16 protein-coding genes are annotated in these 14,336 nt (G+C 66.0%); 15 read left to right on the top strand and 1 reads right to left on the bottom strand.

What is annotated here, in order from left to right; all coding sequences use genetic code 11:
* A complete protein-coding gene (locus tag KF887_13980; protein QYK40521.1) occupies nucleotides 1-624 on the top strand; it encodes a CoA transferase subunit B in 624 nt (207 codons plus the stop codon).
* On the top strand, nucleotides 617-910 hold the full coding sequence (locus KF887_13985) for an N-acetyltransferase (protein QYK40522.1): 294 nt from the start codon (nucleotides 617-619) through the stop codon (nucleotides 908-910). The genes KF887_13980 and KF887_13985 overlap by 8 nt, the downstream gene beginning before the upstream one ends.
* Nucleotides 911-914: 4 nt before the next feature.
* Here the strand turns inward: KF887_13985 and KF887_13990 are convergent, their stop codons facing one another.
* The gene (locus KF887_13990) at nucleotides 915-1,781 is read right to left on the bottom strand and encodes a lytic transglycosylase domain-containing protein (GenBank protein ID QYK40523.1); all 867 of its coding nucleotides are present in this window, start codon (nucleotides 1,779-1,781) and stop codon (nucleotides 915-917) included.
* Between the two features lie 363 nt (nucleotides 1,782-2,144).
* Between KF887_13990 and KF887_13995 the strand changes: the two genes are divergently transcribed.
* The 13 genes from KF887_13995 (at nucleotide 2,145) to KF887_14055 (ending at nucleotide 14,325) form a co-directional block, all read left to right on the top strand.
* The gene (locus tag KF887_13995) at nucleotides 2,145-2,330 is read left to right on the top strand and encodes a hypothetical protein (protein QYK40524.1); all 186 of its coding nucleotides are present in this window, start codon (nucleotides 2,145-2,147) and stop codon (nucleotides 2,328-2,330) included.
* A 238-nt stretch (nucleotides 2,331-2,568) separates the two neighbouring features.
* Nucleotides 2,569-2,751: a hypothetical protein gene (locus KF887_14000; GenBank protein ID QYK40525.1), complete on the top strand. Its 183-nt coding sequence runs from the start codon at nucleotides 2,569-2,571 to the stop codon at nucleotides 2,749-2,751.
* Between the two features lie 82 nt (nucleotides 2,752-2,833).
* Complete coding sequence (gene cpaB, locus KF887_14005) at nucleotides 2,834-3,679, top strand: Flp pilus assembly protein CpaB (GenBank protein ID QYK40526.1); 846 nt, start codon at nucleotides 2,834-2,836, stop codon at nucleotides 3,677-3,679.
* Nucleotides 3,680-3,897: 218 nt separating this feature from the next.
* On the top strand, nucleotides 3,898-5,301 hold the full coding sequence (locus tag KF887_14010; GenBank protein QYK40527.1) for a type II and III secretion system protein family protein: 1,404 nt from the start codon (nucleotides 3,898-3,900) through the stop codon (nucleotides 5,299-5,301).
* A 5-nt stretch (nucleotides 5,302-5,306) separates the two neighbouring features.
* A complete protein-coding gene (locus KF887_14015) occupies nucleotides 5,307-5,948 on the top strand; it encodes an OmpA family protein (GenBank protein QYK40528.1) in 642 nt (213 codons plus the stop codon).
* A gap of 200 nt (nucleotides 5,949-6,148) precedes the next feature.
* Nucleotides 6,149-7,426: an AAA family ATPase gene (locus KF887_14020; protein QYK40529.1), complete on the top strand. Its 1,278-nt coding sequence runs from the start codon at nucleotides 6,149-6,151 to the stop codon at nucleotides 7,424-7,426.
* Between the two features lie 51 nt (nucleotides 7,427-7,477).
* A complete protein-coding gene (locus tag KF887_14025) occupies nucleotides 7,478-8,941 on the top strand; it encodes a CpaF family protein (GenBank protein QYK40530.1) in 1,464 nt (487 codons plus the stop codon).
* A gap of 9 nt (nucleotides 8,942-8,950) precedes the next feature.
* Nucleotides 8,951-9,919 (top strand): type II secretion system F family protein, encoded by a 969-nt coding sequence (locus tag KF887_14030; GenBank protein QYK40531.1) that lies wholly within the window; start codon nucleotides 8,951-8,953, stop codon nucleotides 9,917-9,919.
* A gap of 10 nt (nucleotides 9,920-9,929) precedes the next feature.
* Nucleotides 9,930-10,910, top strand: coding sequence for a type II secretion system F family protein (locus tag KF887_14035; GenBank protein QYK40532.1), 981 nt, complete (start codon nucleotides 9,930-9,932; stop codon nucleotides 10,908-10,910).
* A gap of 120 nt (nucleotides 10,911-11,030) precedes the next feature.
* Nucleotides 11,031-11,564, top strand: coding sequence for a tetratricopeptide repeat protein (locus KF887_14040; protein ID QYK40533.1), 534 nt, complete (start codon nucleotides 11,031-11,033; stop codon nucleotides 11,562-11,564).
* Nucleotides 11,565-11,601: 37 nt separating this feature from the next.
* Nucleotides 11,602-12,456, top strand: a complete 855-nt coding sequence (locus tag KF887_14045; GenBank protein ID QYK40534.1) for a tetratricopeptide repeat protein — start codon at nucleotides 11,602-11,604, stop codon at nucleotides 12,454-12,456.
* Nucleotides 12,456-12,962, top strand: a complete 507-nt coding sequence (locus KF887_14050) for a prepilin peptidase (GenBank protein QYK40535.1) — start codon at nucleotides 12,456-12,458, stop codon at nucleotides 12,960-12,962. Before KF887_14045 ends, KF887_14050 begins: the two co-directional genes overlap by 1 nt.
* 40 nt (nucleotides 12,963-13,002) lie before the next feature.
* Nucleotides 13,003-14,325, top strand: a complete 1,323-nt coding sequence (locus KF887_14055; protein QYK40536.1) for an ATPase — start codon at nucleotides 13,003-13,005, stop codon at nucleotides 14,323-14,325.
* Nucleotides 14,326-14,336 lie beyond the last annotated feature (11 nt).

A 14,336-nucleotide genomic window follows, 5' to 3' on the forward strand; every position in this document is an offset into this window, starting at 1 on the left:
ATGTGGAACCGCGACCAGATGGCGGCGCGCGCCGCGCAGGAACTGCAGGACGGCTGGTACGTCAACCTCGGCATCGGCATCCCGACGCTGGTGTCGAACCACATCCCCGAGGGGGTCGAGGTGACGCTGCAATCCGAAAACGGGATGCTCGGGATGGGTCCCTTCCCCTGGGAGGGGGAAGAGGACGCCGACCTGATCAACGCGGGCAAGCAGACCATCACCGAACTGCCCCAGACCGCCTATTTCGACTCCGCCCAGTCCTTCGCGATGATCCGCGGCGGCAAGATCGCCATGGCGATCCTCGGCGCGATGGAGGTGGCCGAGAACGGCGACCTTGCGAACTGGATGATCCCCCGCAAGCTGGTCAAGGGCATGGGCGGCGCCATGGATCTCGTGGCGGGCGTCGGCCGCGTGGTCGTGGTGATGGACCACACCAACAAGGCGGGTGAATCCAAGGTCCTGAAACGCTGCACCCTGCCGCTGACCGGCGCGGGCGTGGTGGACCGGATCATCACCAATCTCGGGGTCCTGGACGTGGTATCGGGCGGCCTGAAGATCGTGGAATGCGCCCCGGGCGTCTCAGAGGCCGATCTGCGCGCGGCCACCGAGGCGACCATTGTCTGACGCATTCGACATCGCGCGCGAGGTGGCGGGCCACAAGGGCCGCTATGTGATCCGCCGCAACGGGGAAGAGGCCGAACTGACCTGGTCGGTCACGACGCCCACCCTGGTGATCGCCGATCACACGCTGGTGCCCGACAGCTTTCGTGGCACCGGGGCGGGCCTGGCCCTGGTCGAGCGGCTGGTGGCGGACGCCCGCGCCGAGGGGTTCAAGGTGGTGCCGCTGTGCCCCTTCGTGAACGCGATGCGCAGGCGCCATCCGGAATGGGCGGACGTCTTCGCCGCGTGAAACCTCACGGCGCCGCCGACACCACGCGGAACACGCAGGGATCGCTGACCAGCTCCGGCGGCGTCAGGCACAGACCCTGCGCCACCTGCCAGGCCGCCAGAACCTTCGGTACATAGTCGCGCGTCTCGGCATAGGGCGGGACACCGGCGTTGGCCCTGACCGCGCCCTCACCCGCGTTGTAGGCGGCCAGCACCATCAGCGGGTCGCGGTCAAACTCGGTCATCAGCCAGTCGAGATAGGCCACACCACCCCGGATGTTCTGCGCCGGGTCCTTGGAATCCGACACGCCGAACCGTTCCGCCGTGGCCGGGATCAGTTGCATCAACCCCTCTGCCCCGGCATGGCTGACGGCATCGACCCGGCCCGCGCTTTCGATGCCGATCACCGCGAGGACCAGCGCGGGCGACACCTGCGTGCCGATCGTGGCCTTGAGGATCTCGGTGCCATGGGCCTGCGCGACCTGCTGCAGGTGCTGAAGGCGGGGGGCGCGCACCGAGGCGCCGCCCGGCCCCTGCGAAAGTGCGGCCATCGCCGTCGGGAACCGCCCCGCGTCGGCCCCCCGGGCGGGCGAGACCAGATCCCAGAACCATCCATAGGCGGTGGCGGGCGGCGCGGCGGGCGCCGCGGCCACATCCTGCGCGGCGGGCTCCTGCGCCGCGTCCGGCTTTCGCGGTTCGACCTTCGGCAATGCCGCCAGACGGCGGGCCTGCTCGGCGGGGTCGATCTGCACATTGATTCGCGGGCCGCTTCCGGCCGAGGGCGGCTTGACCCTCCGGAATGTGAAATCATCCTCGGCCGCCGCCACCTGCGCCGAAGCCGTCCCGATTCCAACGCCGAGAATCACCGCAAGGAGCCTGTTCGAGCCCCGCATGCCTGCCGTCCTGTCGCCTGCTCGTTATTTTTCGGTGAAGCTGCGGGAATCGCGCCTTCATGCCAAGCAAATTCGGCCGTCAAATGTGGCAAAAACGCCAAACTCGGCACCCCGGCCACAGCCACGGCCACGCCATTCTGTGAAAGTTCGTTCGTGTTTCGCAATATTTTCAATGGCTTGAAAGAATCCTGCAATCGGCTGCATTTTCCCGAAAATGCCTCTCGGACTGCGCATTCCCAACACAATCGGGGTCGATAAAGCAACCATACCGAGACGGAGAGGGACGCGGAACAGAGGCCGGTCCAAGACGATCCGAAGCGGTTGGCAACCGAACCTGACAGCTCCTTGGAAAGGGACAGAACCATGAAACTGCTGAACATCTTCAAGAACTTCTCGAAAGACGAAGACGGCGCCGTGACCGTTGACTGGGTCGTGCTGACCGCTGCCATCGTCGGCCTGGGCCTCGTCGTGATGAACGCGATCGAACCGGCGATCACCGCTGCCGGCGACCAGATCGCTGCCGACCTGGAAGAAGCCGCTTCGCGCTGATCCTGAGGTGTCAGGCGGCGGCCAGGTGCCGCCGCCGACCACACCCCCGCCAAGACGCGGCCCCCAACGGGGCCGCGTTTTCCGTTTCCGCGGGCGCCCGCCAGGTCGGGCCGGAAAGGCTGGGGCAACCGCGGAATCGATCCAAATCCGCCCCTTTGACGCCACATTCAGGCGATACCCCGGAAGGTGAGGGGCGCTTTACGCGGAGCAAGCATCAATGCGCGGCATTGGCAACGGTTTGAAGGCTTCCGTCCGGCGCTTTGCGCAGGACGAAGGTGGCGCGGTGACGGTGGACTGGGTCGTGCTGACGGCGGCGCTCGTGGGCGTCGTGATGGCGCTGCACCAGCTGCTGACGGTGTCGCTGTATGAGAATGCGGGTGTGCGGATCGCGCAGGACGTGGCCGAGGCAGCTTCCCGCTGACGTGATGGATGGGTAGCGCCGCTCTGCCGCGGCGCGTGGGGCAAGGCCGCCACCGGCGGCCGCATACGAAGGATGGGCGCACATGCGTGCGATATTCGGACTGGTCTTCATCGCGGGGCTCGCACTGGCGGGTTTCGCCGTCTACATGGTCCAGAAGTACGTGGGCCAGAATCAGGCGGAACTGACGCAGGAGCGGGCGTTCCGGGCAAAGCTCGGGCCGGTTGTCGAAGTCTACGTCGCCAAGGAGGCACTGGTCTACGGTGCCCCCCTGACCCGGGACGACGTGCGCAAGGTGCTGATGCCAAAGAACAACCTGCCCGAATCGGTGTTCACCGACGAGGCGGCGCTGTTCCCCGGCGACTATCTGAAACCGCGCTTCGTGGTTCGACAGATGGAGAAATCCGAACCGATCCTGGCTGTAAAGGTCACCGAACCGGGCGAGGACGCGGGGCTGACGGCCCGCCTGGCCAAGGGCATGCGGGCCTTCGCGATCAAGGTCGACGTCGCCTCGGGCGTGTCGGGCTTCCTGCAGCCGGGTGACAACGTCGACATCTACTGGACCGGCACGACGCGCGACATCGAGGGCGAGATGACCCGCCTGATCGAAGGATCGGTGCAGATCGTGGCGGTGGACCAGATCGCCAACAGCGAACGCAGCTCGGGCGCGCTTGTTGCCCGGACGGTGACGGTTGAGGTGACGCCCCAGCAGGTCGCCCGGCTGGCACAGGCCCAGGCGACCGGCCGCCTGGCGCTGTCGCTGGTGGGCCAGGGCGATGTCGCCGCCAGCGGCGTGATCGACGTCGACAGCCGCAGCCTTCTGGGCATCGTCATCGAACAGCAGGCGCAGGTCGAGGTGGAAAAGGTGTGTTCGGTCAAGACGCGGCGCGGAGCCGATGTCGTGGAAATCCCGATCCCCTGCACCAACTGACAGCTGCGGCAACCGGCCGGCAATGTGGCAAGGGCACCCTATGTGGTGCCCTTTTCGCATGCCCGCACACAACACCTGCACCCTGTTGCAAGTTATCCACATAAAGGTTGCGCCACAACCATATGATTCTTGCAAAAAAACCTGAACTGGCACACTCTGCCGACAGAAGACCGGGCATGAAGACCCGGAACAGAGGCGTGATCGGAGAGGCAGGTCACATGAGCGTTCGAATCCTGATGACGGCGACGGCCCTGGGCCTTTCGCTGGCCCTGGCGCCGCCTGCCCCCCTGGGGGCCGAGACGCTGCGGGTGATGACCGGCTCGCCGTCAAGCGCGCTGAGCGTCCCGATGAACCGCGCGGTGGTGGTGGAAAGCGACATTCCCTTTGCGGAACTGTCGATTGCCAACCCCGGCATCGCCGATATCTCGACCCTCTCCGACAGGTCGATCTACGTTCTGGGCAAGGCACCGGGTCGAACGACGCTGACCCTGCTGGGCGCCGACGGGCGGCTGATCTCGAACGTGGATGTCCATGTCGCCCCCGATATCGCCGAGTTCAAGGAACGGCTGCGCCAGATCCTGCCCGGAGAGCCGATCGAGGTTCGCACGGCGAATGACGGTATCGTGCTGTCGGGGCAGGTCAGCTCGACCGTCAAGCTGGACCGCGCGCTGGACCTGGCCAACCGCTATGCGCCGGAGCGCGTGTCGAACCTGATGACGGTGGGCGGAACGCAGCAGGTTCTGCTCAAGGTCCGCTTCGCCGAGATGCAGCGGTCGGTGTCCAAGAACCTGTCCTCCAGCCTTGCGGTGCAGGGCGGGACCAAGATCGGTGTCAGCGGCGAAACCGGCACATGGCTGGCGCCCGGCAACGGCATCAACACCGGCAATGCCGTCAATACGCGGTCAGACGCCAATTCTGCCCTCGCGCTGGGCTTCACGGCCGGCAGTCTGGAATTCGGCGTCCTGCTTGAGGCGCTGGAATCCAAGGGCGTCGTCCGCACGCTTGCGGAACCGAACCTGACCGCCCTTTCCGGGCAGGAGGCCAAGTTCCTGGCCGGGGGTGAATATCCGATCCCCGTGGCCACCGACAATGGCATCGGCATCCAGTACAAGCCGTTCGGGGTCGAGATGAACTTCACCCCCGTTGTGGTGGACGGCGACGTGATCAACCTCACGATGATGACCGCCGTATCCTCGATCGACAACACCATCACGATCCAGGCTGGCGGTGTCGCGGTCAACGCCTTCAAGCGGCGCGAGACATCGACCACGGTCGAGATGCGCGACGGCGAGAGCTTTGCCATCGCGGGCCTGCTGCAGGATGACTTCAAGAACCTGAACGGCCAGGTGCCGTGGCTGGGCGACATTCCGGTGCTGGGCACGCTGTTCCGTTCTGCGGAATACCAGCGGGCGCAGTCGGAACTTGTGATCATCGTGACCCCGCACCTCGTGACCCCGACCCGGGGCGAGGCTCTGGCGCTGCCCACCGACCGCGTGCGCCTGCCGACCGAGAAGGAGTTCTTCCTGTTCGGCAAGATCGAGGGCCGCAAGGCCCAGCAGGGTGCGGCGGGCGAGGTTGCCCGGCAGGACTTCGGCGGTTCCTACGGCTATGTGATGGAGTGACGGCGATGACGCGTTCCCTGCTTCTTGCAGCCTCGCTTCTGGCGCTCGCAGCCTGTGCCCCCGACCGGGAAACCGGCAGCGAGGTCAACATGGGTGACTTCGGCAACGCCACGATGAACAACGTGCTGGTCCACTCGGGCCAGCGCGACTATGTGATGGCGCTTGCCGGGCGCTTCTCGCAAGAGGTGCCCGACACCATCAACTTCGCCTTCGACAGCGCCACGCTGGACGGCGAGTCGCAGCGCGTGCTGGTGCAGCAGGCCAACTGGATCAAGCAGTTCCCCGAGGTGCGGTTCCGCGTCTACGGGCACACCGATCTGGTCGGCAGCAATGCCTACAACCAGGCGCTCGGATTGCGGCGGGCGCAGGCGGCGGTGAACTTCCTGGTGCGCCAGGGCATCAGCCGCTCGCGGCTCGAGGCCGTGGCCTCGTTCGGCAAGACCCGCCCGCTGGTGCAGACGAATGCCCCCGAGGTGCGCAACCGCCGCACGGTCACCGAGGTGACGGGCTTCGTGCGCCGCCACCCGACCGTCCTGCAAGGCAAGTACGCCGAGGTCATCTTCCGCGAGTACATCGAGCTTGCGAAGCGCCCCCATCCGCCGGTGACGACCACCGCGAACCAGACCGTCGGCGCCGCGCTGCAGTGACGCCACAGCGCGCCCCGCCGCAACGGCGGGGCCGCTTTGTTCGCAAAACAACAAAAATCAAAGAATAACGATTTTTTAGCCCCAATCTCGCCACCATCACCCGGCATTTTCCCTGCAATGGGACAGGCGTGCGGATCAATCCGCACCCGGGTGTCGCGGGTTCGACCCCCGGCCCTGGTTGGCAGAGGGCAAAGAAGGCGATGACGAGCGTGGCTAATCTTCAGCCGGAACCGGCACCTATCCTGGCGTGCACCATCTCTCGCGATGTGCAGAACTTCGACCTCCTGATCGACGACATGGAGCAGGAGCTTGGCGAAAGCTGGGGCGACCTCTCGTTCGAGGATGCGCTGGTCTTTCTGGAACAGCCCGATGCCGGCACGCTGGAATTCGTCGCCATCGCCGTCGACGGCGAGGATGAGGCGGACCTGACCCGCATTACCGATATCATCCGCCAGGCCAAGGCGCGCGGGATCAAGGTGATCCTGATCGCCCAGCAGATCAGCCCCGTCGGGCTGCACCAGCTGCTGCGCCTCGGCGCCGAGGATTTCGTGCCCTACCCCCTGCCCGAGGGTGCGCTGCATGACGCGATCGCGCGGCTGCGCAAGCCCGCGCCCCCTCCGGCCGCGGCAGCCCCGGCAGCGGCCGTCGCGCCCGAGGTGCCCAACGTCAACAGCCCCAGCTTCCGCGCCAAGGGCGACCGTGACGGCGTGCTGCTGCCGGTGCATGGCATGGCGGGCGGCGTGGGTGCCACGACCTTTGCGGTCAACCTGGCCTGGGAACTCGCCACCATCGTCAAGCAGGACGCCCCGCGCGTCTGCCTGCTGGATTTCGACCTGCAGTTCGGCGCCGTCTCGACCGGGCTCGACCTGCCCCGCCGCGACGCGGTGTTCGAGGTGCTGTCGGACACCGCCAGCCTCGACAGCGAGGCATTCCTGCGTGCCATGCTCACCTTCAACGACAGGCTGCACGTCTTCACAGCACCACCCGACATGCTGCCGCTGGAGATGATCACCGGCGAGGATGTCACGCGCATCCTGGACATGGCGCTGTCGAACTTCGATTTCGTCGTGGTCGACATGCCGCGCACCATCGTCGGCTGGACCGAGACGGTGCTGACCCGCGCCCATGTCTACTTCGCGCTGATGGAACTTGACCTGCGCTCGGCACAGAACGTGCTGCGCCTGACCCGCGCGCTCAAGGCCGAGGGTCTGCCGCATGAAAAGCTGCGCTACGTGCTGAACCGCGCGCCGCGCTTCACCGACCTCAGCGCCAAGTCCCGCGTCAAGCGGATGGCCGAAAGCCTGGACATCGACATCGAGGTGCAGCTGCCCGACGGCGGCAGCCAGGTCACCCAGTCGAACGACCATGGCCTGCCGCTGTCCGAAGGGGCTGCCAAGAACGCGCTGCGCCGCGAGGTGCAGAAGCTTGCCAAGTCGCTCTACGATCTGAACCGGGCGGTCGAGACGGGCAAGGGGTGATCATGACCCGCCTGCCCGCCACCCGCATCATGCCGCACAAGGGGTAACCGGATGTTCTCGCGCTTCAAGAAGCCCGGCGATGCCGCGCCGAAAGCTCCGCCCTCGGTCGCCGTGGGTGCCGCGACGCCCAGCGTCGCCCCGCCCGTGCAGACGGCTGGCAACAAGACGGCCGTCCCGCTGCGGCCGGTCAACGGCACCGCCGGCCGCAGCCCGGCCGAGGCGATGGCTGCGGACAAGGAGCAGAAGCGCAAGGAACGGCTGATGGAGCTCAAGGTCGAGCTTCACAAGCGCCTGCTGGAAAACCTGAACCTTGCCGCGCTGGAACATGCGACCGAATCCAACCTGAAGCAGGAAATCTCGGCCATCACCTCCGAGGCGCTGGACGAGCTTTCGGTGGCCCTGAACAAGGAAGACCGCACCACCCTCAACCAGGAACTCTATGACGAGGTCATGGGCCTCGGCCCGCTGGAGCCGCTGCTGAAGGATGACACGGTCAACGATATCCTCGTGAACGGCCCCAAGCGGATCTTCGTGGAACGCTCGGGCAAGCTGGAACTGACCGACATCACCTTCAAGGACGAACGTCACCTGCTGCGCATCATCGACAAGATCGTGAGCGCGGTGGGACGCCGCGTCGACGAATCGAACCCCTACTGCGACGCGCGCCTGGCCGACGGGTCGCGCTTCAACGTGATGGTGCCGCCGGTTGCGGTGGATGGTTCGCTCGTCTCGATCCGGAAATTCAAGAAGGAAAAGCTGGGCATCCCGGACCTCGTGCGCTTCGGCGCCTTCACCGAGGAAATGGCCGCCTACCTGCAGGCCGCCGTGTCCACCCGGCTGAACATCATCGTCTCGGGCGGCACCGGCTCGGGGAAAACCACCACGCTGAACGCGCTGTCCTCCTTCATCGACAACAAGGAACGCGTGCTGACGATCGAGGATACGGCGGAACTTCAGCTGCAGCAGGTCCATGTGGGCCGCATGGAAAGCCGCCCCCCGAACGTCGAGGGCAAGGGCGCCGTCACCCAGCGGGACTGCCTGCGCAACGCGCTCCGGATGCGCCCCGACCGGATCATCGTCGGCGAAACCCGGGGTGAGGAAGTCATCGACATGCTGCAGGCCATGAACACCGGCCACGACGGCTCGATGACCACGATCCACGCCAACAACCCGCGCGACGGCATCAGCCGTCTGGAAAACATGGTCGCCATGGCCGGCATCGAGATGCCGCTCAAGGCCGTGCGCAGCCAGATCGCAAGCGCCGTCAACCTGATCGTGCAGGCCTCCCGCCTGCAGGACGGCAGCCGCCGCATGGTGTCGATCACCGAGCTTACGGGCATGGAGGGCGAGGTGATCTCGATGCAGGAGGTGTTCCGATACGAACGCCTCGGCATCGCGCCGGACGGCAAGATCATCGGCCGCTTCAACGCCACCGGCGTGCGCAGCCATTACTCCGACCGCTTCCGCCAGTGGGGCTTCGATCTGCCTGCCTCGATCTATGAACCCCTTCCGTAAGGTGCCCCGATGACGATCAGCGCCGCGCCCATCATCTACATCCTGATCTTCGTCGCCGTCGTGGTGCTGGTCGAGGGCCTGTATCTCACGGTCTTCGGCAAGTCGATCAGCCTGAATTCCAGGGTTTCCCGCCGTCTTGACCTGCTCGCCAAGAACGGCAACCGCGAGCAGGTGCTGGAGCAGCTCCGCAAGGAGATGTCCCAGCACCTGACCGCCAAGGGCATACCGCTCTACTCGATGCTCGCCGCCAAGGCGCAGCGCGCCAACATCGCCTTCACGCCGAAACAGCTGGTCATGATCATGGCGGGGCTGTCCGGGTTTGCCTTCCTCGGGCTGACGGTCGGCACCGGGGCGGAACTTGCCGTCCGCGTGCTGATGGCCGTGGGCATGGGGGTGGGCGGCGTCTATGTCTGGGTCAACCGCAAGGCCAAGAAGCGCATGGCCCTGCTCGAGGAACAGCTGCCCGATGCGGTCGAACTGATGGTGCGCTCACTGCGCGTCGGCCATCCCTTCTCCTCCGCCATCGGCATCGTCGCGAAGGAGGTCGCCGACCCCCTGGGAACCGAGTTCGGCCTGATCGCGGACGAGGCCGCCTATGGCCGTGACGTGGCCGACAGCCTCAAGGACTTCGCCGAGCGCATGGACAACCAGGACCTCCGCTTCCTTGCGGTGGCGGTGTCGATCCAGCAGACCTCGGGCGGCAACCTGGCCGAGATCCTCGACGGGCTGGCCAAGGTGATCCGCGCCCGGTTCAAGCTGTTCCGCCGCGTCAAGGCCATCACCGCCGAGGCCAAGTGGTCCGGCATGTTCCTGTCGGCCTTCCCGATCGTGGCGCTGATCTTCATCAACGTCATCCAGCCCGACTATTACGACGAGGTGAAGGAAACCGCGGCCTTCATTCCCGCCGCCCTGATCGTGGGTGCGTTCCTCGTCGCCAACGTGGTCTTCATGAAGATCATGGTCAACATCAAGGTCTAGGGGCAAATCCATGCAATTCCTCGCCAATATCGAAGCGATGCTGGTCGCGAACCTGGGCCCTGCCGGACCGCTCATCGCGGTGGGCGCCCTGGGGTTCATGCTGGTGCTGGCCACCCTGCCCGCCATGCTGCGGGCCCGCCCCGAACCTTTCGACAAGCTCAAGTCGCAGGCCCGCGCGGCGGTGATCACGCCGCAGGGCCAGATGCTGCGCTCGGCCAAGAAGGTCGACAAGCTCGAGAAATTCGCGGGCTTCCTCGAACCGCAATCGGCCGAAGAGCTTTCGGCCTCGCGCATGCGGATGCTGCGGGCGGGCTACCGGTCGAAGAACGCCGTGCGCATCTTCCATTTTGCCCAGCTCTGCCTTGGCCTCGGCCTGCTGGCGCTGGGCACCATCTATGCGCTGATCGTCTCGCAATCGGGCGCGCTGACCAGCCAGCAGATGGTGCTCTACACCATCCTGCCGGGCGCGCTCGGCTACTACGCGCCGATCTACTACGTGAACAAGCGGGTGAAGCAGCGCGAGACCGAGATCACCCAGGGCTTCCCCGATGCCCTCGACATGATGCTGGTCTGCGTCGAGGCCGGACAGTCGCTGGATCAGTCCATCCTGCGGGTGGCCAGGGAAAGCCGCGCCGGCTATCCCGCGCTCGCCGAGGAGTTCGAGATCGTCAGCCATGAGGTGAAGGCCGGCAAGGAACGGGTGCAGGTCCTCAAGGACATGGCCGAGCGCGTGGGCATCGCCGACGTTCAGTCCTTCGTCACCACGCTTGTGCAATCGGCCACCTTCGGCACCTCGATCGCCGAGGCGCTGCGGGTCTATTCCGCCGAAATGCGCGACAAGCGCGTGATGCGCGCGGAAGAGAAGGCAAACACCTTGCCGACCAAGCTGACCCTCGGCACAATGATGTTCACCGTGCCGCCCCTGATGATCATCCTGATCGGCCCGTCGATCCACGGCATCGCCACGCATATGGGCGGTCGCGGCGGCTGACCGGCGGACTCAGACCAAAGGCGCGGGGCATGAGGCAGAGTGTACCCGCGCATGAGACGCGACAATCGACGCGACGACCAACCGCAAGGCCGCCCCGTGCGCGCCTTGCTTCTTTCCTTGATGGCCATCGCCATGGGGCTGGCGGCCTGCGCCCCGACCACCGACCCGACGCGCGAGAACCGCCCCCCCGCGGTGTCCTCCCGCGCCCAGGGCGAGGACGGGCTGATCGTCGGCCACCGGCTGATGGCCTCGGGTGAACATGAGCTGGCGCTCAGGGCCTATCTGCGCGCGGCGGGCGAACAGGGGCTGAACGCCGATGTCCTGTCGGCGCTCGGCTCGGCGAACCTGCAACTGGGGCGCCTGGGCCAGGCCGAACGCCTGCTGAAGCGCGCGCTTGAGGCCGATCCCACCTTCGTGCCCGCCATGAACAATCTCGGCGTGGTGCTGATGGAACAGGGCCGCGCGGGCGAGGCGCGGGCAGTCTTTCAGCAGGCCTTCGCGCAGGACAGTGGCCAATCGGACTCGATCCGCGAAAATCTGCGCCTCGCCATCGCGCGGACCGACGCCAACGTCTATACTGATCCCGAGGATCGCCCGGCCTTCTCCCTGGTGCGGCGCGACAAGGGGCAATACGTCCTGCTGTCGCAACTCTAGGGGCGGATGACGGGCAAGAGCAGCAAAAGGACGCGAAATGCGCCACCCCATCGTGATCGCGCTGTGCCTTGGCACGGCGGCCCTGACGGCATGCGGACGCAATGACGACGCGCAGGTCAACAGGGCGCTGAAATCCGTCAACGTCATCGACGAATCGAACCTCAGCGACATCATGCTGACGGTGGGCGATCCGGACGAGGCCGTGTCCTACTTCACCCGCGCCAGCACCGAAAATCCCGACCGCATCGACCTGAAGCGGGGGCTGGCCAAGTCGCTGGTCCGCGCCCGCCGCGCGACCGAGGCGGTCGCGGCCTGGAAACAGGTCGTGGCGATGCCTGGCGCGACCCTGGACGACAAGGTGGAACTGGCCGACGCCCAGATCCGCGCGAACGACTGGCCCGCCGCCGAGGCCACGCTGAACGGCATCCCCCCCACCCACGAGAGCTATCAGCGCTATCGGCTCGAGGCGATGGTGGCCGACAGCAAGAAGGCCTGGACCAAGGCCGACAGCTTCTACGAGATCGCCGCCGGGCTGACCACCACGCCGGCCGGGGTCTACAACAACTGGGGCTTTTCCAAGCTGACGCGCGGCGACCATGCGGGGGCGGAACGGCTGTTCCTCGATGCCCTGAAATACGACCCCGCGCTGTTCACCGCCAAGAACAACCTCGTTCTCGCTCGCGGTGCGCAGCGCAAGTACGACCTGCCGGTCGTGCAGATGTCGCAGACGGAACGCGCGCAGCTGCTGCACACCATGGGCCTCGCCGCGATCAAGCAGGGCGACCTGCGCATCGGCAAGGGCCTGCTGCAGGAGGCCGTGGATACCCACCCGCAGCATTTCGAGGAAGCGGCGCGCGCCCTGGCCGCGCTTGATGCCAATGTGACGAACTGATGCTGCCCGACCTGCCGCCGATCGACCCGGCTGCCTTCCTGTGGTTCCTGCCCCTCACCGCACCGATCGCCGTCTGGGTCGCCTGGTCCGACATGGCGCGGATGAAGATCCCGAACCAGGCGGTTTTGGCACTGGCTGCGGTCTGGCTGATCTCGCCCCTGATCCTGCCGTGGCAGGCGGTGCTCTGGGGCGTGCTGCTGATGGCGGTGGTCCTGCTGGCGGGCTTCCTGCTGAACATGATCGGCCTCGTCGGGGCCGGAGACGCGAAATTCGCCGCCGCGATGGCACCCTTCTTCACCGGCGCCGATCCGCGCGCGGTGATGCTGCTCTACGCGGCCTGCGGCGTGGCCGCGCTGGCAGTCCACCGCACCGCCCGCGCCATCCCGTCGCTGCGCGCCGCAACGCCCGACTGGCGCAGCTGGACCAGCCGGAAATTTCCCTTCGGCCTGTCGCTGGCGGGCCTGCTGATAATCTACCCGGTTCTTGCCCTTTTCCTGCCACGGTAATGCGGCAGGTTCACGGCTGTTCCGTCCGTTGGGGGTCATCATGAACGTGCCTTTCAGCCCGCCTGCCCCGAATGTCACCGCGCCCACCGCGCCGCGCAACATGACCGAGGTCGGCCTGTCCGTCGTGATGATGCGCGACATCCTCCTCAAGACGATGTTCCGCACCAACCTCGACCTCGTGTCGCATCTGAGCCGCGTGATCTGCCTGCCGGTGCCCGTGGTGCAGGAACTGGTGGATCTCGCGCGCAGCCAGAAGCTGCTCGAGGCGACTGGCACGCTGCACGCCACCAGCGGCAACGAGATGGGCTATCAGCTGACCGACGGCGGCAAGGCGCGTGCGCTCGATGCGCTGTCGCAGTCGGAATACTACGGCGCCATGCCGGTGCCGCTCGAAGCCTACAAGGAACAGTGCAAGCGCCAGTCGGTGCGCGACATCCGCCTGACGCGCGAGGATCTGACCCGCGCCATGGGTCACCTGATCCTGCCGAACGATCTGCTGTCGAACCTCGGCCCGGCCATCACCTCGGGCCGCTCGATCCTGATGTATGGCCCGCCCGGCAACGGGAAATCCAGCATTTCCAACGGCATCCGCGATGCCATGGGCGACCGGATCTATGTGCCGCGCGCCCTGGAATATTCCGGCCAGGTGATCACCGTCTATGACCCGATCGTCCACCGCGCCGCCGAACAGGCCGTGGACGACCCGACCAGCCTGCGCCGCACGTCGAACCGCTTCGACAACCGCTATGTCTACTGCGAACGTCCGACGGTGATCACCGGCGGGGAACTGACGCTCGACATGCTCGACCTGAAATACAACCCGACGGCCCGCACCTACCAGGCGCCGCTGCAGCTGAAATCGACCGGCGGCATCTTCATCGTCGACGACCTCGGCCGCCAGCAGGAACCGCCGCAGAAACTGGTGAACCGCTGGATCGTCCCGCTGGAAGAGGCCAAGGACATCCTGGCCCTGCAATCCGGCGAGAAGTTCACGGTGCCCTTCGACACGCTGGTGATCTTTTCCACCAACTTCCACCCGAACGAAATCTTCGACGGCGCGGCGCTGCGGCGGATCTTCTTCAAGATCAAGGTCGATGGCCCGAGCCAGGAGAATTTCCTGAAGATCTTCGCGATGGTCGCGCGGAAAAAGAAGATGCCGCTGGATGAATCGGCGCTTGTCCACCTGATGAAGGTCAAGTTCCCCACCATCGACAGCCGCTATGCCAACTACATGCCGGTGTTCCTGATCGACCAGATGATCGCGGTCTGCGAATTCGAGAAGATCCCCTACCAGATGACGCCCGACCTGATCGACCGCGCCTGGGGCAACATGTTCGTGCGCGACGAACATATCGCGAAGTAGCGCCCTCGGGC

This window comes from Paracoccaceae bacterium (genome assembly GCA_019454225.1).
Lineage (GTDB): Bacteria > Pseudomonadota > Alphaproteobacteria > Rhodobacterales > Rhodobacteraceae.

What these genes read in the sequence shown, in the direction of transcription:
- KF887_13980 (QYK40521.1), top strand. Translation starts at nt 1, where the DNA reads ATGTGGAACCGCGACCAGATGGCGGCGCGCGCCGCGCAGGAACTGCAG.
- KF887_13990 (QYK40523.1), bottom strand. Translation starts at nt 1,781, where the DNA reads ATGCGGGGCTCGAACAGGCTCCTTGCGGTGATTCTCGGCGTTGGAATC.
- KF887_13995 (QYK40524.1), top strand. Translation starts at nt 2,145, where the DNA reads ATGAAACTGCTGAACATCTTCAAGAACTTCTCGAAAGACGAAGACGGC.
- cpaB (QYK40526.1), top strand. Translation starts at nt 2,834, where the DNA reads ATGCGTGCGATATTCGGACTGGTCTTCATCGCGGGGCTCGCACTGGCG.
- KF887_14010 (QYK40527.1), top strand. Translation starts at nt 3,898, where the DNA reads ATGAGCGTTCGAATCCTGATGACGGCGACGGCCCTGGGCCTTTCGCTG.
- KF887_14015 (QYK40528.1), top strand. Translation starts at nt 5,307, where the DNA reads ATGACGCGTTCCCTGCTTCTTGCAGCCTCGCTTCTGGCGCTCGCAGCC.
- KF887_14020 (QYK40529.1), top strand. Translation starts at nt 6,149, where the DNA reads ATGACGAGCGTGGCTAATCTTCAGCCGGAACCGGCACCTATCCTGGCG.
- KF887_14025 (QYK40530.1), top strand. Translation starts at nt 7,478, where the DNA reads ATGTTCTCGCGCTTCAAGAAGCCCGGCGATGCCGCGCCGAAAGCTCCG.
- KF887_14030 (QYK40531.1), top strand. Translation starts at nt 8,951, where the DNA reads ATGACGATCAGCGCCGCGCCCATCATCTACATCCTGATCTTCGTCGCC.
- KF887_14035 (QYK40532.1), top strand. Translation starts at nt 9,930, where the DNA reads ATGCAATTCCTCGCCAATATCGAAGCGATGCTGGTCGCGAACCTGGGC.
- KF887_14040 (QYK40533.1), top strand. Translation starts at nt 11,031, where the DNA reads ATGGCCATCGCCATGGGGCTGGCGGCCTGCGCCCCGACCACCGACCCG.
- KF887_14045 (QYK40534.1), top strand. Translation starts at nt 11,602, where the DNA reads ATGCGCCACCCCATCGTGATCGCGCTGTGCCTTGGCACGGCGGCCCTG.
- KF887_14050 (QYK40535.1), top strand. Translation starts at nt 12,456, where the DNA reads ATGCTGCCCGACCTGCCGCCGATCGACCCGGCTGCCTTCCTGTGGTTC.
- KF887_14055 (QYK40536.1), top strand. Translation starts at nt 13,003, where the DNA reads ATGAACGTGCCTTTCAGCCCGCCTGCCCCGAATGTCACCGCGCCCACC.